The organism is Pseudomonas sp. PvP001, assembly GCF_040546375.1.
Taxonomy (GTDB): Bacteria; Pseudomonadota; Gammaproteobacteria; order Pseudomonadales; family Pseudomonadaceae; genus Aquipseudomonas; species Aquipseudomonas coleopterorum.
On sequence record NZ_JBEPNQ010000001.1, the window covers coordinates 583,388 to 599,892 of the forward strand.

General features: G+C 61.0%; 14 protein-coding genes and 2 pseudogenes. 8 read left to right on the forward strand and 8 right to left on the reverse strand.

Annotated features, from left to right (window positions below; all coding sequences use genetic code 11):
• Positions 1-35: 35 nt before the first annotated feature.
• The gene (gene dctA, locus ABMD26_RS02555) at positions 36-1,337 is read left to right on the forward strand and encodes a C4-dicarboxylate transporter DctA (RefSeq protein WP_049859236.1); all 1,302 of its coding nucleotides are present in this window, start codon (positions 36-38) and stop codon (positions 1,335-1,337) included.
• Positions 1,338-1,640: 303 nt separating this feature from the next.
• Here dctA and ABMD26_RS02560 read toward each other — a convergent pair whose 3' ends face one another.
• From ABMD26_RS02560 to ABMD26_RS02580, 5 genes are all read right to left on the reverse strand, one after another.
• A complete protein-coding gene (locus tag ABMD26_RS02560) occupies positions 1,641-2,336 on the reverse strand; it encodes a DUF4286 family protein (protein WP_090357652.1) in 696 nt (231 codons plus the stop codon).
• Between the two features lie 21 nt (positions 2,337-2,357).
• A complete protein-coding gene (locus ABMD26_RS02565) occupies positions 2,358-3,251 on the reverse strand; it encodes a fumarylacetoacetate hydrolase family protein (RefSeq protein WP_354307512.1) in 894 nt (297 codons plus the stop codon).
• Positions 3,252-3,254: 3 nt separating this feature from the next.
• The gene (locus ABMD26_RS02570; RefSeq protein ID WP_354307514.1) at positions 3,255-4,079 is read right to left on the reverse strand and encodes a 2-keto-4-pentenoate hydratase; all 825 of its coding nucleotides are present in this window, start codon (positions 4,077-4,079) and stop codon (positions 3,255-3,257) included.
• Positions 4,076-4,882 carry an IclR family transcriptional regulator gene (locus ABMD26_RS02575; RefSeq protein ID WP_354307516.1) on the reverse strand — a complete coding sequence of 269 codons (807 nt, stop codon included), beginning with the start codon at positions 4,880-4,882 and terminating at the stop codon, positions 4,076-4,078. Before ABMD26_RS02575 ends, ABMD26_RS02570 begins: the two co-directional genes overlap by 4 nt.
• Before the next feature lie 145 nt (positions 4,883-5,027).
• The gene (locus ABMD26_RS02580) at positions 5,028-6,206 is read right to left on the reverse strand and encodes a fumarylacetoacetate hydrolase family protein (RefSeq protein WP_354307518.1); all 1,179 of its coding nucleotides are present in this window, start codon (positions 6,204-6,206) and stop codon (positions 5,028-5,030) included.
• A gap of 122 nt (positions 6,207-6,328) precedes the next feature.
• Here ABMD26_RS02580 and ABMD26_RS02585 point away from each other — a divergent pair, with 122 nt between their 5' ends.
• The 3 genes and pseudogenes from ABMD26_RS02585 to ABMD26_RS02595 all read left to right on the forward strand — a co-directional run bounded on the left by ABMD26_RS02585 (position 6,329) and on the right by ABMD26_RS02595 (position 9,906).
• Entirely contained in the window at positions 6,329-7,309 is a 981-nt protein-coding gene (locus tag ABMD26_RS02585; protein ID WP_354307520.1) for a LysR family transcriptional regulator, read from the forward strand.
• 124 nt (positions 7,310-7,433) lie between these two features.
• Positions 7,434-8,982: pseudogene (locus ABMD26_RS02590) on the forward strand (UxaA family hydrolase).
• A 54-nt stretch (positions 8,983-9,036) separates the two neighbouring features.
• Positions 9,037-9,906 (forward strand): shikimate dehydrogenase family protein, encoded by an 870-nt coding sequence (locus ABMD26_RS02595; RefSeq protein WP_354307522.1) that lies wholly within the window; start codon positions 9,037-9,039, stop codon positions 9,904-9,906.
• Positions 9,907-9,960: 54 nt separating this feature from the next.
• On the opposite strand, the gene ABMD26_RS02600 is transcribed toward ABMD26_RS02595, so the two are convergent.
• From ABMD26_RS02600 to ABMD26_RS02610, 3 genes are all read right to left on the reverse strand, one after another.
• On the reverse strand, positions 9,961-11,031 hold the full coding sequence (locus tag ABMD26_RS02600; RefSeq protein ID WP_354307524.1) for a diguanylate cyclase: 1,071 nt from the start codon (positions 11,029-11,031) through the stop codon (positions 9,961-9,963).
• Between the two features lie 183 nt (positions 11,032-11,214).
• Complete coding sequence (locus tag ABMD26_RS02605) at positions 11,215-11,691, reverse strand: (R)-mandelonitrile lyase (protein ID WP_354307526.1); 477 nt, start codon at positions 11,689-11,691, stop codon at positions 11,215-11,217.
• Positions 11,692-11,887: 196 nt separating this feature from the next.
• Positions 11,888-12,796 carry a LysR family transcriptional regulator gene (locus tag ABMD26_RS02610; RefSeq protein ID WP_192065944.1) on the reverse strand — a complete coding sequence of 303 codons (909 nt, stop codon included), beginning with the start codon at positions 12,794-12,796 and terminating at the stop codon, positions 11,888-11,890.
• A gap of 202 nt (positions 12,797-12,998) precedes the next feature.
• Between ABMD26_RS02610 and ABMD26_RS02615 the strand changes: the two genes are divergently transcribed.
• The 4 genes and pseudogenes from ABMD26_RS02615 to ABMD26_RS22080 all read left to right on the forward strand — a co-directional run.
• Complete coding sequence (locus ABMD26_RS02615; RefSeq protein ID WP_354307528.1) at positions 12,999-13,898, forward strand: arginase family protein; 900 nt, start codon at positions 12,999-13,001, stop codon at positions 13,896-13,898.
• Between the two features lie 229 nt (positions 13,899-14,127).
• Complete coding sequence (locus tag ABMD26_RS02620; protein WP_049859224.1) at positions 14,128-14,829, forward strand: glutathione S-transferase family protein; 702 nt, start codon at positions 14,128-14,130, stop codon at positions 14,827-14,829.
• A 130-nt stretch (positions 14,830-14,959) separates the two neighbouring features.
• On the forward strand, positions 14,960-15,523 hold the full coding sequence (locus ABMD26_RS02625; protein ID WP_122741933.1) for a TetR/AcrR family transcriptional regulator: 564 nt from the start codon (positions 14,960-14,962) through the stop codon (positions 15,521-15,523).
• Positions 15,524-15,758: 235 nt separating this feature from the next.
• Positions 15,759-16,436, forward strand: a pseudogene (locus tag ABMD26_RS22080) (PAS domain-containing protein); the annotation flags it as partial.
• Between the last annotated feature and the right edge of the window lie 69 nt (positions 16,437-16,505).

Here is a 16,505-nt window from a genome sequence, read left to right on the forward strand (position 1 = left end):
TATTGCTCGCCTATAACAACAACGAGACTGCAGACATGACGACCCTCAACAAAAAGCCGTTCTACAAGGACCTGACCTTCCAGGTCATCGCCGCCATGGTGCTGGGCATTGCCTTCGGCTTCCTGGCGCCGGAACTGGCAGCCAAGTTCAAGATTCTCGGGGATATCTTCCTCAAGTTGATCAAGACCGCCGTTGCCCCTCTGGTATTTTTCACCGTGGTCCACGGCATCGCTTCGGCGGGTGATATAAAGCGGGTCGGCAAGGTCGGCCTGCGCGCGCTGATCTACTTCGAAATCGTCTCCACCATCGCCCTGGCCATTGGCTTGCTCTGGGGCAATCTGCTGAACATCGGCTCGGGCATGCACGATGCGCATCCGAGCAGCGCCACTGCCGCCGCAGCGACTGCGGCAGTCGCCAAAGGTCACGCGCCGGCCTCGACCCTGGACTTCATCTACGGCATCTTCCCCGACAACTTCGTCGGTGCCTTCGCAGGTGGGCAGTTGCTGCAGGTACTGGTCATCTCGGTTTTGTTCGGCTTTGCCCTGCTGGCGCTCAAGCCTGAACGTCGCAGCGTCATCGAAGATGGACTGAGCCGCATTTCCGAATGCTTCTTCGAGTTCATCAACCTGATCATGAAGTTCGCCCCTTTGGGTGCCTTCGGCTCGGTGGCCTATGCCGTAGGCAGCAACGGCGCAGCGGTCCTGATGTCCCTCGCCAACCTGGTGCTGATGTTCTACGTCTGCATCGCTTTCTTCATCTTCGTTGTGCTCGGCATCGTCTGCCGAATCTCGGGGTTCAGCCTGTGGCGCTTCCTTAAGTACATCAAGGATGAAGTCTTCATCGTACTCGGCACCGCTTCTTCCGAGAGTGCGCTGCCTCGGCTGCTGCAGAAGCTCGAGAAGTTCGGTTGCTCCAAGCAGAGTGTGGGACTGGTGCTGCCGACCGGTTACGCCTTCAACCTGGATGGCACCTCCATCTACATGTCGCTGTGCGTGCTGTTCATCGCCAACGCTTATGGCGTACCTCTGAGCTGGGAACAGCAATTGGGCATTATCGCCATCATGCTGGTGACGTCGAAAGGTGCCGCGGCGGTGTCTGGTGGCAGCTTCGTGGTCTTCGCCGCCACGGTCACCGCCATCGGTTCGCTGCCAGTGGAAGGACTGGCGTTGCTGTTCGGGGTGTACCGGTTCATGTCCATGGCGATCGCCACCTGCAACACCATAGGCAACAGTGTGGCCACGGTGGTGGTGTCGAAGTGGTCCGGCGAGTTTACCGAGCACACCGCGCGGGCGGAGTACCATCGGGTATTGGGGCGCAACCCGCAGGCAGCGCTCTGAGCGTCGGCAAGTCGGACTTGGTGAACAGGGCTCATGGGTTTATCCAGCCGTAGGCCATGGCCACCCATGCGCTTGCTCTCTCTGGCCCTGGACGAAGCCAGCGAGAGCAAGCGCCGAGCCGCGGTGCAGTCGGCCACAGGGGAAGTGGCGCCCAAGCTGGGCGAATACACCAACGACGTTCTACCTGGCCTTCTACGTCGGCTGGACCAAAGCGATATCGGCGGTGCCAGTGTCCAGGGAGGTGGTCACGTCACGGGAGTGAGCGTCCAGCATCGAAGTGGCCATGCTGGAGGCGCTAACGCTTTACCCCGCAGCGCTCGGGGTTTTGCAGCGGGTGTACTCCAACTGGTAAAGGGTCGCTTCCGGGGTGCTGGACTGCCCTTCCAGCAACCGGTGCAGCTCGACCATGAAGGCATCGCCCGCGGCCTCGACATAGTCGGCAGCACAGCCTTCGATCATGACGATCCAGGCTGGAATCTGGGTGCCTTCGGCGCGGGCCTTTTTCTCGGCGGTTTCGACCTTGCTGACCGCCTCGTCAGCCACGCACAAATGCACGCCCGTGATGCCCTGCCTGTCAGCCAGCGGGGCCAGGACCCGTTGACGCAACGCATCGGAAACGGGCTTGTGCTGCTCCTGTTCGACGTCGAAGCGGACAGTCAGTAGATAGGCGCCCTGCCCCACGCCGCTGGTGTACGTCACATCGCAGATCGAGCGTGCGACGTTGCGATAGGATTTCACCGACTGCTGCGTCCAGGGCGTCGGCGTATTGAGACGCGACAGGTAGTCCTGTCCGCCCAGGACCTGCACGCTGTCAGCCTCGTAAAGGTTGAAGTAGGTCGGCCCCGCATTCAGCGCAATGTAGCGACGCCCGCGCAGAAAGCCTGGAATACCGGCACGCTCGGGCATGTGCTCGCGGTTGTGCCATTCATAGAACTCATCCCGCGCTTCCGGCAGAAGATCGTGCCAGATCGCGACCACACCTGTTCCTGCAAAACTCATGGTGTTCTCCTCGGGTAGTAGTCAGTCAACGTTCGGATGGCGACCGGCTACCCAGGCAGCACCCATTTCGGCCACGTAAGGCACCACTGCCTGAGTTTGCTCGCCCAGCCCCTGGCCGCCGACGCGCATCGTGTCACCCGCCTTGAGGAACAAGGGTGGCTTCTGCCCCAGGCCAACTCCCGGTGGGGTACCGGTGATGATCACGTCGCCAGGCATCAGCGGCATGAAACGGCTCAGGTACGCAACAATGTGGGCGACGCTGAAAATCATCGTGCGGGTGTTGCCGGTCTGCAGGCGCTTGCCGTTGACGTCCAGCCAAAGGTCCAGCGTCTGTGGGTCGGCGATCTCGTCACGGGTAACCAGCCATGGCCCCAGCGGCGCGAAGGAAAAACCGCTTTTGCCCTTGGCCCACTGGCCTTCGTATTCGAGCTGGTAGGCCCGTTCCGACACATCGTTGGCCAGGCAGTAACCGGCGATATGATCCAGCGCCTGCGACTCCGGGATCTGCCAGGCAGGCGTGCCGATGACGATGGCCAGCTCCACTTCCCAATCGAGCTTTTCCGCGCCGGTGGGCAGGATGACCGGATCGTTGGGCCCGCTGATGGAGCCGGTGTGCTTGTTGAACACCACCGGCTGGCTCGGGATGGGCGTGTTGGTTTCTGCGGCGTGGTCGGAGTAGTTCAGACCGATGCAGATCAGGTTCGGCACACTGCCCACGCAAGGACCCAGGCGAGTGCCGGGCGCCACCGAGGGCAATTTTTCAATGTCGACGCCGCGCAACTTGTGCAGCACATCCGGGCTGAGGGCCGATGCATCGATGTCATCGACGATGCCCGAAAGGTCGCGGACCTCTCCCTTCGAATCCAGAATGCCTGGTAGTTCCTGCCCCGGTGAACCGAAACGAACTAAGCGCATGTATTACTCCTTGAGCGTTGAGAAATGGACAGACATGGAGCCTGCACGGCCGAACCGAATGTGCAGCGGTTCATTGACGGGTACATCGAGCACACCGGCATAGGATCCGGTGATGATCACCTGGCCTGCCCGCAGGCCTATCCCCTGTGCAGACAGAAAATTGGCCAGCCAGACGATGGGCAGAATGGGGTCGGCGTCCGGGTGGCGCCCGTTGATTTCGATTGGCTGGGCGGCACCGCGCACTGAAATGTCCAGTTCGGATGGCAACCTTGCACAGGACAACGTCGTCCGCGGCCCAAGGACCAATCCGTGGTTGAACAGGCCGTCGGCCAGCAATTGCTCGAACGGCAGCGATTGCGGATCGGCGTATCGGCAGCCGATCACCTCCAGGGCCAAGTGGGTGTCGCCGATGGCAGCGATGACGTGTTCTGCGGTGTAGGGTTCGCCTCGTACCGGCAGATCGCGGGTCAGGATGCAGGCAAGCTCCGGCTCGATCCGCGCCTGCTGGGTATCGGCGGGTACGCCATAGCGCTCGCCGCGGACGATGCTGTCGCTGTAGAGGGGCGCCACGATCCACTTGCCGGTGGGCGGCAATGCACATTTCCATCCGCCCACGGTCTTGCCGGCCAATGGCCCGACGCGCTGCTGAATGGCGAAGCCTTCGGCCAGGCTGGTGGGCCGGCCAGACTCCGGCAGCGCTGTCAGGCGGATACCTTCGCGGCGGGCGTGGACCAGGGCAGCGGCTGCGGTGTCCAGCGCAGTTGCTGTTTCACTATGGACTGTTTCGCTATGGACTGCTTCACTGCGGGCGCAAGGCTGCTCGTTCATGGCCGCACCGAGTGCACATCGTTCTGCCGCGGCCACACCGTGCCCACCTTGTGGGCGGCGTCTTCGAGCAGCGCATACAGCTCTTCGTAGCGCTCCGGCTGCATGCGCATGACCGGGCCTGCGATGCTCATGGTGCCCACCACCGACCCGCCGGGAATGAGCCTGACCGGCACCGCGATCGCCCACACCCCGGCCTCGGCCTCTTCAATGACCAGACCATACCCGCGCTCGCGTGTCAGCTTCAGGTCGCTGAGCAGCGATTCGATGGTGCTGAGCGCTTTGGGCCCTTGACCGGGATTCGCCTCGGTGCTCCCCAGTCCACTGCGCAGCGCAAGCTCGACGGCCTGCTCATCGGGCATCGACGCCAGCCAGGCCTTGCCGTTGGCCGTCGCGTACAGATTGATCGGGTGATCCATGGCGGGCGAATAGACCAACCCAGGCGCCGCGCCTTGCGCCGACGAAAGCCAGGACAGGCTGCCTTCGCTGACGACGGTGAGCCGCACCAGTTCCTGGCACTGCCTGGCAACCTGTTCGATGATCGGCTGAACGCGCTCGGGCAAGCCGATGCCGTGCAGGTAACGCTGGCCCAGCAGCGCCAGCTTCAGGGTCAGGCGATATTGCGACGTTGCCTCGTCCTGCTCCGCCCAGCCTTGCTCGACCAATTGCGCAAGCACGCGGTGAGCGGGCCCCTTTTCCAGACCCAGGTCGGCAGCGATGTCGGACATACGCATCCAGCGGGCTTCACGCGCCAGCAGCTCGATGGCTTCAAGACAACGGTCGACGGCACCTTTGACGACTCTCATATTTTTCTCGACTTATCTTTGACATCACGGTGGATTTGATCAACATTGCTCTTAACGGAACAGTGTTCCAACAGTATGCAGTCCCCGTTGGATAAGTCAAACCGCTGCGGATATTCCATGCATGTACCAGAGAATCCGATCTCGCCTACAGCAAGCCTCGCGCCGCGAGGTTGTGCATCACCGCCCGCAGGCCGTAGGTCCATGGGGCAGCCTCATGGCTATAGGTCACCGTGTTGCGCAGGCTGCCCAGCAGCTCGCTGCCGATGCTGACCTCGTCGCCCTGCTTGTGGGTGAAGCCGCTTCCGGGGGCTTCACGATCCTGGGTGGGCGCAAAGAGAGTGCCCAGAAACAGCATGAAGCCATCAGGGTATTGATGTTCACCGTTCAGCGTCTGGGCCACGAGTTCCAGGGGATCCCGGCTGATCAACGCCATGGAGCTGCTGCCTTCCAGGGTGAAGCCGTCCTCACCCTGAACGTGCAGATCGACCACACAATTGCGCACGTCGTCGAGGCTGAATGTCTCGTCGAACAACCGAATGAACGGACCGATGGCGCAGGACGCATTGTTGTCCTTGGCCTTGCTCAACAGCAGCGCACTGCGACCCTCGAAATCACGCAAGTTGACGTCGTTGCCCAAGGTCACGCCATGCACCAGCCCCTGACTGTTCACCGCGAGCACGATCTCCGGTTCCGGATTGTTCCATTCGGATTGGCGATGGATGCCTATTTCGCTGCCACTGCCGACCGCGGCCATCACCGGCGCCTTGGTGAAGATCTCCGCATCCGGACCGATCCCCACCTCCAGATACTGCGACCACATCCCCTGCTCGATGAGCACGGCTTTCAGACGCATCGCCGCAGGCGAGCCGGGTTCGATGGCGCGCAAATTGTCGCCTATCGCCTCCTGAACGAGCCGCCTCACGCTTTCGGCCTTGGCCGCGTCACCTCGCGCCTGCTCCTCGATCACCCGCTCGATCATGCTGGATGCGAAGGTCACACCTGCGGCCTTGATCACCTGGAAATCGGCCGGCGGCAGCAGCGACGGCTCGTTCGGATCGGCATGGTTGCCGGTATTGGCCAGCAACGCCTCGACGGTGCCGATGTACCGGCCCGGCGTCAGACGAACCGCCGACACCGGCGAGCGGTGCTCCAACAGGTCGCTCATCGTGGAAAAGCTGTCGGAAAGATCGAACACGCCTTCATGACGAATCACGATCGGCGAGGGTCCCGCGATAGCACCTGGGACCCAGGCGCGGCCAATCAGTGTGCCGGCTACGCCATCCACCGGCAGCGTGTTCTGGCGCGTCAGTTTCAAAAGTCCCATCGCAGGCTCCATTTCAGTCGGCTATCGGAGCCTTGAAAGTACTGGACGGGCTTCGAAAATCCCAATGACTCAATCTCACCCATCAATGCTGTTTCGTTATCGACGCGCAGGGGCGCACCTACATGCACAGCGACCACATCACGTTTTCCAGCGTCACCCGGTGGCTGAAGATAAAGCATCTGGTTCTGGTCAACAGCCTGGCCAAGACCCGGAACATGCACACCACGGCGCAACACATGAATGTCACCCAGCCGGCCATCAGCAAGCTGCTGCGCGACCTGGAAGAGTTGCTGGGTTTTGCGCTGTTCGAGCGACAGACCCGCAATCTGGTGCTGACCGAGCTGGGCGTGTTCGTCGCCCGCTACGCACGCGTTACCCTGGAAGACACGGAGTCATTCGTGGACCAGGTCAACAAGCTGCGCAAAGGCGGCCATGGCCACTTGAAGATCGGCACCATCTTCGCAGCCACCTCGGTCGTGCTGCCCGAGGCCATCGCCTGCATCAAACGCAAACGTCCGCTGCTGGCCATCGAGGTGATCGAGCAAACCAGCAATCAGTTGCTGGAGATGCTGGAGCAGAAAAAACTCGACCTGATCATCGCGCGCTTCACCCACGATGATTGTCAGTCGTTCGAATTCGTCCCGCTGGGGCCCGAGCCGTTTTGCCTGGTCGCCAACCATGCCCATCCGCTCTGCCAGCTCGACCATGTACCCTGCGAAGCGCTGAGCGAGTGGCCATGGGTCATGTACCCGTTCAATACCCCCATTCGCAGGCGCATGGAGCGCGCCTTCCGGCTGTTCGACATCGCGTCGCCCACCAATACGGTGGAAACCATTTCGATGCAAACCTTCCTGCAGTTGCTCCAGTCCGGCCCGATGCTGGCCATGCTGCCGGAGTCGATGGTCCAGTCGCACGTGCAGAGCGGACAGTTGCGAGTGCTCAGGACGCCCTTCAGCGTCGAGTCCCAGGATTACGGTGTCATCACCCGAAAGGACGAGCAGGTATCGGAACCGACGCAGAGCTTCATCGATACGCTGCTCGGGTTCGCCAGCCAGAGGCGCGCTGCCTCCGGCGATGCATGCGCGCGTCGACCCCTGCCATGAGACAAAGTTATCGAGCAATCGAAAGCTCTCATTGGGCAGCCTTTGCGCCGAATCCTATAGTGCCGGCACAAGAATGCGGCGCGCACTGGCGACCGCGCATCACCCCGCAGCCCGTGAGGATGCAATGGACCTGATCATGAAAACCGGCGCCGCCCCCGTGCTGCGCTTGAATGCCCTGGACGATGTGTTGATCGCCAGACGGCCCTTGCTCGAAGGCGAAGTACTCGAGCAGGAGGGCATCACCGTTCGGCAATCGATCGTTCCGGGCCACAAGGTTGCCTGCCGCCGTATCGAAGCCGGTCAACCCGGTGAGGCGCTATGGGCAGATCATCGGTTTCGCCATCGCCGCCATCGAACCCGGCGATCACGTCCATGTACACAACCTGGCCATGGGTGAGTTCTCGCGTGATTACGCATTCGGTGTCAATGTACGGGCTGCGTCGACGCCAACCCGGATACCCACCTTCATGGGCATCGTACGCCGCGACGGACGCGTGGCGACGCGCAACTACATCGGCATTCTCACGTCGGTGAATTGCTCGGCCACGGTGGCCCGCGCCATCGCCGACCATTTCCGCAGGGACATCAACCCTGCCGCCCTGCAGGCGTATCCGAACGTGGACGGCGTCGTGGCACTGACCCACTCGGCCGGTTGTGCGGTCGATGCCTCGGGCGATGGCCTGAGCCTGCTGCGGCGGACGCTGGCCGGCTACGCGACCCATCCCAACTTCGCAGCAGTGCTGGTCATCGGCCTGGGCTGCGAGACCAATCAGATCGACGCCTTGCTCAGCACTCAAGGCCTCTCGCGCAGTGACACCCTGCGCACATTCAGCATTCAAGAGACCGGCGGCACGTCCAAATCGATTGCCAAGGGGATCGCCCAGGTCCAGGCACTGCTCGGCGAAGCCAACCGGGTCCGACGCGAGCCGGTCGGCGTGCAGCACCTCACCGTGGGGCTGCAGTGCGGCGGGTCGGATGGCTACTCGGGCATAACGGCCAATCCCGCGCTGGGCAATGCGGTGGATCGGCTGGTGGCCTGCGGGGGCACCGCGATTCTTTCCGAAACGCCGGAAATCTACGGCGCCGAGCACCTGCTCACCCGTCGAGCCGTCAGCCGCGAGGTGGGCGAGAAGCTGATCGCGCGAATCCACTGGTGGGAACGCTACTGCGCGCGCATGGGCGCCGAATTGAACAACAACCCCTCGGCGGGCAACAAGGCAGGCGGCTTGACCACCATCCTGGAGAAGTCGCTGGGGGCGGTGGCGAAGGCCGGCTCCAGCAACCTGACGGACGTCTACGAGTACGCGCAAACCGTGACGGCCCATGGCCTGGTGTTCATGGACACCCCTGGCTACGACCCGGTCTCGGCCACGGGGCAAGTGGCCGGCGGGGCCAACCTGATCGCCTTCACCACGGGCCGCGGTTCGGCCTATGGATGTGCGCCTGCGCCTTCGATCAAGCTGGCGACCAACAGCGCCCTGTGGGCTCGACAGCGCGAGGACATGGACATCAATTGCGGCGAGATCGCCGAAGACAAGCTGACCATCGAAGCCTGCGGCGCGGCGATATTCGACGCGATGCTGCGTATTGCTTCAGGCGAGCGCAGCATGAGCGAGCAACACGGGTACGGGCAGAACGAGTTCGTACCCTGGCAGATCGATGCCGTGACCTGAGTGTGCAGCGACGCTTTCGACACCGCGCCTATCATCACCGGACATTGGGTAATCATGGCCACACACATCAAAGGCTCCACTCGACTCTACGGATTGGTCGGCCATCGGTTGGCCGCCGCCAAATCCCCACAGCTGCTCAATCCAGTATTCATGGACCAGGGCGAAGACGCGGTCTGCATTCCGTTTGAGGTAACGCCCGATGGCTTGTGCAACTTCGTGATCGGCGCCAGAGCCTTGAACAACCTGGCAGGCCTGCTGGTCACCATGCCACACAAGCAAAGCATTTTGGCTCTGGTCGACGAGCTTCACCCAACGGCTCGCCAGGTGGGTGCAATCAACGTGGTCCGATGCGAAAGCGATGGACGCTGGATCGGTGCAGTGTTCGACGGTCTGGGCTGTGTTCTGGGCATGCAACAGGAAGGTCACGAGCCTGCGGGCAAGAGCGTGCTGTTGGTGGGCGCGGGCGGTGCAGGACGAGCGATCGCCTTCGCTGTCGCAGGCGCGGGCGCCCGGTCACTCACAGTGTGCGATGCCGACGAGCAGCGAGCTCGGAGCCTGGCCGAGTCCGTGGCGGCAGAAACGGGCTGTGCCACACGTGTGGGCCCACCCGACCCGCGCGGTCACCATATCGTGATCAACGCAACACCTCTGGGCATGGGCGCAAACGACCCCCTGCCCGTCGACCCGGAACGGCTCGAGCCCGACATGCTGGTCGTCGATATCATCAACTCGCCCCACTCGACACCCCTTTGCCGAGCGGCGCGCGAGAAAGGCTGCAGCACCCAGGACGGCGGCCATCTGCATCGCGGCCAGGCACGCCTGGTTCTGCGGTTCCTGGGATTGAATCAGGACGCGGATGGCGAACCTGGTGGCTTGCCTCCAGAACACGCTCGACCGGATCAGGCCATGACTCGAGCGTCATGAGGGCTGTGCTCGTTCAGGCCAGCGGCGGGACAGCAGTGATGCAGGTTTGCCCCGTCATGCGCCCGCTGTCGACCCGCCAGCTTCGGAATACTGCACACACAGCTGGTTCTTGCCACTGCGCTTGGCGCGGTACAACGCCTCGTCGGTGGCCTTGATCCAGTCGCGCTCGCTGGCGTATTGATGGGAGTACGGCACCAGGCCGATACTCAGCGTCACCTCGATGGGCACGGTCGCATCAACCCAGTCGGAAAACTGCCTGCGGATGTCGTCCAACCGCTGAGTGGCTTCACCCAGGCTCATATCGAACAGCAGCAGACAGAATTCATCGCCACCATAACGCCCAGGGGCAGCCGATGCGCCCAGTCCTGAACGCAGCAGATTGGCCAGGCGGCCGATGATCGCGTCGCCCATCAGATGGCCGTGCTCGTCGTTGATGCGCTTGAAGTTGTCGATGTCTATCAACGCCACCATCGCGATGACCTCACCTCGTCGGCATCGAGGAAAGATCTCTACCAGCTTTTCCATCCACGAAGCGTGGTGCAGCAGGCGGGTCATGCCGTCCAGCTTGCTGATGAGCTTGAAGGCTTTCTTGTGCACCGCTAACTGCACAGAAACGTCGTAGCTGGCGCGGGCCACGATCAGCGGATAGATGATCAGCATGGGCAGGCAGGCCAGTTGCTGCAGCGCGCTGGTCGCCAACGACAACTCGAAGCCCCTCAGGCCCAGGGCCAGAAGCAGCCCCACCCCCTGCAACCCGACAGTGATCCGCAACAGACGCCATCCGCCCGCAGCCATCGCGTTCATGGCGACCATGGACAGCAGCAGCACGGATGGCAGCAGGTTCAGCGCCATCAGCCCCGCCCAGCAGCCGGCGAACAGGCCATCCAGCGCGAGGCTGCGCAGTTCGACCGCGAACGGATCCGCGGCTCTGCGTGCGAGCAGGTAGGCAAAGGTCGGCCAGACCATGAGGTTGGTCAGCATCGCAGCCCACGCCCACATCGGCGTGTCGGGGTCGACCCCCAGCACCGTACCGATGAACGTTGCACTCAACAGGCAGCCGATGGAACGGGGCCCGTAGATGCGGCGTGCAAACGTTTCTCCCAACTCACGACGACTGAGTGGCATTCCAAGGCTCTCCGGCGCTGCAATCGATGTGCCCTATCAGAGCTTGGCAGTGCCGGTGATCCGCCAAGGACTTCAGGTCAGGCGGGGTGGCACTTTGGCATCGATTTTATCGCAAGCCGAGGATGCAGTCAGCAGCCATTCGGTAGACACACACAACTTGGCGACGAGCGCCGGGCCGCCCTTTCACTGCGCCTGGCCGTAGTCCTCGTCGGTGACCTGCTCCAACCACTCCACGACATTGCCGTCCAGGGCTTCGGCAATGGCAATGTGGCTCATGCCGGTATTCGGCGTTGCGCCGTGCCAGTGCTTGACCTGGGGAGGAATCCACACGGTGTCGCCGGGACGAATCGATTGCCGGACCTGACCCTCCTGCTGCACGTATCCGGCGCCTGCGGTCACGATCAGCGTCTGCCCCAGTGGATGAGTGTGCCAGGCCGTACGCGCCCCCGGATCGAAGGTCACGGTGGCGCCGCCGATGCGTGCGCCGTCGCTGCCTTTGAACGGCGCATCGACGCGTACCTTCCCGGTAAAGTATTCAGCGGGTCCGACGGCGGACGGCTGGGAACCTGCAGGCGTGACGGTGATATTCATGGGCTGAGCTCCTTCACTTTCGAAAGCTGACAAGGACAATGAGAGCGCGGCGATCGCGAGTGTTTTCATCGAGCGTCCTTTTGGGGTTCGTGCAAGAGCTTCCAATCTACCGGTTACCTGCCCGTTCGATTAGTCGTGGGAAGCTGCATGCATAAGTGAGCGGAGCTCATCAATGCGGCGGGAAGACAGGCATGGTCTTCCTTCGTCGCCTTTGAACTATCGCAAGGTTTAATGAATGGATTCGCCAATGAAGGTTAGGAAGCGTTCAGTCCCTTTCAGGCGGAGTAAGGCCTTCGTCGTTCAGGGCAGTCTTCAAAAAAGCTATCAACGCTTTCAGTGCGCTAGGCATCCGATGTCTGGAAAGGTAAACCGCATGGATGCCTAGCGGTGACAACTTGGTGTCGGGAAAGAGGCGTACGAGACGTCCGTCTGCAATCTCTTGCGCAACGGCAAAACCAGGTAGCATGGCAATGCCCGTTCCGCTCAGCGCAGCCCGCACCACGATCGCGGCTTCGTTGGTCGTGAAACTGCCCGTGACCGGGACCAAGACCGTGCCCGTAGCTTGCTTGAACTTCCATTCGCTCCGCCCGAAGTGGGCGTAGGTCAGACAGTTATGGGCCGTCAGGTCTTCAATAGCATCAGGTGTTCCGCACCGACCCAAATATTCAGGACTGGCGCAGATGTAGGAGTGAACACTTCCCAGCCTGGTCGCGATCAGAGTGGGATCCAGATCGTTGGTCACTCGGATAGCCAGATCGATACCGTCCTGCGCCAGGTTCGTCATGCGATCCACGACCTGCAGGTCAACAGAAACCTGCGGGTTCAGCTGCAGGAACTTCATCAAGATATCGGTCAGGCAATGTTCTGCAAAGATGGACGATGCAGTCACCCGAACGAGCCCTTTCGGTGTGCAGTGCGACGCAGTACCCACGGCAGACACCGTTTCGCTGAGTCTGATGAGTTCCTCGCAGATCGGAAGCGTCAACTCACCCGCCGGTGTCAGGCTGAGTTTGCGAGTGGTTCGATGCAGCAGACGTGCCTGGGCCCATTCCTCGATCGAACCTACGTATCGTGAAGCCATCGCGCGCGACATTCCCAAGTGCTCTGCGGCGCCGGAAATGCTGCTTCGCTTGACAGCCTCCAAAAAAACCTTGGCGGCGATGATCCGGTCCATTCGCTCGATCCATGCAACAAAGCGTCAACCATAGCCCGGTATATCTGCACTGGACAAGCAAATAGACTGCGGACACAACGCTGGTTATGAAGTTCGAGACTTCCATATTTTTGGACGCAGAGGCTGGCCCTGCCAGTATCCGACTCAAACCAGGGAAAGTCGCACCCATGCCTACTCAATGTTCATCGAGAGTCCAATATCCATGTCTTTTAGCGAAGGTAAAACGCTGCGCTTGATTTTTCCCCAGTGGCAAGGTGGCAACAATGCGCCGTATCACTTGGGTGCAGAGTTGCTTGCCTGGTTGGCGCCCGAGCACTCAGGCCCCACAGAACATGTTCCCGTAGAGCCTCCCTCTGCAGGGGCACCGCTCGAAGAGTTGGGGATCGTTGGGCGCCGCGCGTTGCTGAAACAGCTGAACAGCGCGCAAACACTATTGAGCCGACACTCTGCGGACCGCTTGGTCATACTCGGTGGAGACTGCCTCGTTGACTTGGCTCCATTTGCTTATTTGAACGAACGCTACCAAGGCGACCTTGCTATTCTCTGGGTGGATGCTCATCCCGATATCATGACGCCAGAGCAATTCAACAATGCGCATGCCATGGTCCTTGGCATGCTGCTCGGCAATGGCGATCCGGACTTCGTCCAAGCAGTGGCCCATCCGCTGAAGCCGCAAAACATCCTGTATGTGGGAATGCATGATCCTACCGATTGGGAGGCTTCCGAAATCGATCGTCTGGGTTTGCAGAATGTGAGTCCAGCCCAGATCACTCAGCAAGGAAGCAGCGCCGTTCTTGATTGGTTCAAATCGACGGGTGCAAAGCACTTGGCCATTCATCTGGATCTGGATGTGCTGGACCCCAGACTGTTCCGCTCGCTTCTGTTTGCCAATCCCCATGCCCCAGAAAAATCGTTAGAGGGGGTGGCGCAAGGTCAGCTAAGTATCGAACAGGTACTGGACGTGCTGAGGGATATTGCCAAGATCACTGATGTGGTGGGGTTGGGCATTACCGAGCATCTTCCCTGGGATGCCTTGGCGCTCAAGAACATGCTTGCCAGGCTGCCGCTGATTGGAAACGCAGGAAGATCCAATCCGTCATGAACATCATCCTATCGGGCACCGCCCTTGGTGTGAGCGCGCGACTGACAGTGGTCTTCCTTGCTCTGAGAAGCACCAGCGACGGTCCGAGATTGTCATCTTGAGCTACAGATCTTACGGTCAATAGACCACCTAACGAATGTCAGGTGATCTATTGACCGTAACTCTTGGGAAGTCTATGGTGAGCCTACCTAACAAACGTTAGGTAGGCTAATTTCCAAAGGACGCGCCCATGACCACCAAACTGCAGCTCTTCACCTCCCCCTCCGCCTTCCCCAATCCGCAACGGCTGCGGTTGTTCATGCACGAGAAGGGCATCGCCGATCAGTTCGACGAGGTCATCTACGACATGGCTCCGGGTGGTCAGCAGCGCGGCTGGCGCCACCTGAACATGAACCCGTGGGGCGAAACGCCGACGCTGCAACTGGCCGATGGCAGCTACCTGGCCGAAACGGCGGCCATCGCGCGTTATCTGGACCAGACTTATCCAGGTCGCAAGATCATGGGCGACAGCGCGCTGGAACAGGGCCTGGACACCATGTGGGACAACCGCATCTGGGTGCACATCCTCTATCGCATCGTCACCGCGTTCCATGTGTTGCACACCGGGCTGGGGTTCAAACTCGAACTGACCAGGAACGAAGCATGGGGCGAGCATTGCCGCAAAGAAGCGCTGGCCCATGCGGCCCTGGTAAACCGTCATCTGGCCGATGGCCGTGAATGGCTGCTGGGCGGCGCCGAGCCGACGTTCGCCGATATCACCCTGGCCACTGCCATCGCTTTCTCCAAGTTTCCGGTCAACGCCACCCCGCTCGACGAGCGTTTCGAACATCTGGACGCCTACTGGCAGCGCTGGCAGCAACGCCCGGCCTTCAAGGCGGCCTACGCGGATCGCAGCAGCGGCATCCCGGAGCTGGACTCGCCTGCTGCGTGAGGTGCCGCAAGGGGTATCGATAACCGCGACCGCCAACCCTTGGCGGTCGCGGTGTGAGTCATGCCGGTCCCTTTTGTTTTAAGATGACCGGCTTCCCCGAGAACACGTCCGACGCACACAAGGCACGACAATGAGCATCAATGCCCGCGAGGCCATACTTCTGGCTGCCCGCAACATTGCCCAGTCACAGGGCTACAACGGCCTGAATTACCGCGACCTGGCGAGTGCCGTGGGTATCAAGCCGGCCAGCATCTATTACCACTTCCCCAGCAAGGCCGACCTGGGCATTGCCGTGGCTCGACGGTACTGGGAAGACGGAGCGGCGGCACTTGAAGTCATCTGCGAGCAAACCCCGAACCCTCTGCAGGCACTGCAACGCTTCCCGGAGATCTTTCGGCGCTCGCTCGAGGCAGATAACCGGCTGTGCCTGGGCAGCTTCGTGGGGGCCGAGACCGATAATCTTCCCCCTGCCATGGCCGAGGAGATTCAGGCGTTTGCCCAGGTCAACATCGCCTGGCTGAGCCGTCAGCTGGTCGCTGCACAGGTGTGCGACGCGGGCGACAGTGACGCGCGGGCGCGGGCTATTTTTTCGGCCGTGGCCGGTGCCCAGCTCATTGCCCGAAGCCGGGCGGACATCTCGTTGTACGACACGCTGATCGAATCCTACCGAGCCTATGGGCCGCTGCCGGCGTGAAGCCGTAATGGATTCAACTCCGCGCTGCGGAAATAAAAGCGGTTACTCATCGGCTTTCCCAACTATTTACTAAACGTTGATTGAGCTTTGCGATTACCGGTCGATACCCCTTGAAGATGGATACATCCAATCCGAGGGTAACAACGTGTTCAATTCAGCGCTGAAACGTAAGTTGCAATCCCAGGACGCTGAAATAATCAAACACCAAGGATTGGTGAATGCTCTGGACCGCTCGATGGCAATCGTCGAGTTGGGTCTGGATGGCAAAGTCATTCGTGCCAACGATAACTTCTTGAGGACCATGGGCTATCGCGCCGAGCAGATTCTCGGCGTGGCACATTCGGATCTTTGTCCGACCGCGTTGGTTCGCAGCTCGGCGTATAACGAGTTCTGGGGTCGTCTTCGAGCCGGAGAGTTCGTTTCCGGCACCTTCCAGCGGATCGGTGCGGACGGCCGAAAGGTGTGGCTGGAGGCCAGTTACAGTCCGGTGATGGATGAGCAGGGAAAAGTCTGCAAGGTCGTCAAGTTCGCACTGGATGTCACGCAAAAGGTGCTCCAGGACGCCGAGGCCAACAGCAAGCTCAATGCGCTGGATCGAGCGATGGCGGTCATCGAGTTCGACCTCAACGGCAATATCATTCAGGCCAACCAGAACTTTCTGAATACCATGGGCTATGCCCAGACTGACTTGAAAGGTAAGCATCACAGAATGTTCTGCGAACCCGATCTGGTCGGCAGCAGTGAATACACTGACTTCTGGAAACGACTCAACTCGGGAGAAGTCTTCAGTGGTCAGTTCAAGCGCATCGGCAAGCACGGAAGGACGCTGTGGCTCGAAGCGACCTACAACCCCGTCTTCGATGCGGACGGCACCCTGACCAAGATCGTCAAGTTCGCCAGCGACATCACCGAGCGCGTGGAGAAGTTCGAGGAAGACTCGCGCAGTGCTTCGCGCGCCTACCATATCTCGGCCGAAACCGAG

Excerpts from the sequence above, each read along its gene's own strand:
- ABMD26_RS02575 (WP_354307516.1), bottom strand. The coding sequence starts at position 4,882 with ATGAGAGTCGTCAAAGGTGCCGTCGACCGTTGTCTTGAAGCCATCGAG.
- ABMD26_RS02600 (WP_354307524.1), bottom strand. The coding sequence starts at position 11,031 with ATGCCACTCAGTCGTCGTGAGTTGGGAGAAACGTTTGCACGCCGCATC.
- dctA (WP_049859236.1), top strand. The coding sequence starts at position 36 with ATGACGACCCTCAACAAAAAGCCGTTCTACAAGGACCTGACCTTCCAG.
- ABMD26_RS02560 (WP_090357652.1), bottom strand. The coding sequence starts at position 2,336 with ATGAGTTTTGCAGGAACAGGTGTGGTCGCGATCTGGCACGATCTTCTG.
- ABMD26_RS02565 (WP_354307512.1), bottom strand. The coding sequence starts at position 3,251 with ATGCGCTTAGTTCGTTTCGGTTCACCGGGGCAGGAACTACCAGGCATT.
- ABMD26_RS02605 (WP_354307526.1), bottom strand. The coding sequence starts at position 11,691 with ATGAAAACACTCGCGATCGCCGCGCTCTCATTGTCCTTGTCAGCTTTC.
- ABMD26_RS02620 (WP_049859224.1), top strand. The coding sequence starts at position 14,128 with ATGACCACCAAACTGCAGCTCTTCACCTCCCCCTCCGCCTTCCCCAAT.
- ABMD26_RS02625 (WP_122741933.1), top strand. The coding sequence starts at position 14,960 with ATGAGCATCAATGCCCGCGAGGCCATACTTCTGGCTGCCCGCAACATT.
- ABMD26_RS02585 (WP_354307520.1), top strand. The coding sequence starts at position 6,329 with ATGCACAGCGACCACATCACGTTTTCCAGCGTCACCCGGTGGCTGAAG.
- ABMD26_RS02570 (WP_354307514.1), bottom strand. The coding sequence starts at position 4,079 with ATGAACGAGCAGCCTTGCGCCCGCAGTGAAGCAGTCCATAGCGAAACA.
- ABMD26_RS02580 (WP_354307518.1), bottom strand. The coding sequence starts at position 6,206 with ATGGGACTTTTGAAACTGACGCGCCAGAACACGCTGCCGGTGGATGGC.
- ABMD26_RS02595 (WP_354307522.1), top strand. The coding sequence starts at position 9,037 with ATGGCCACACACATCAAAGGCTCCACTCGACTCTACGGATTGGTCGGC.
- ABMD26_RS02615 (WP_354307528.1), top strand. The coding sequence starts at position 12,999 with ATGTCTTTTAGCGAAGGTAAAACGCTGCGCTTGATTTTTCCCCAGTGG.
- ABMD26_RS02610 (WP_192065944.1), bottom strand. The coding sequence starts at position 12,796 with ATGGACCGGATCATCGCCGCCAAGGTTTTTTTGGAGGCTGTCAAGCGA.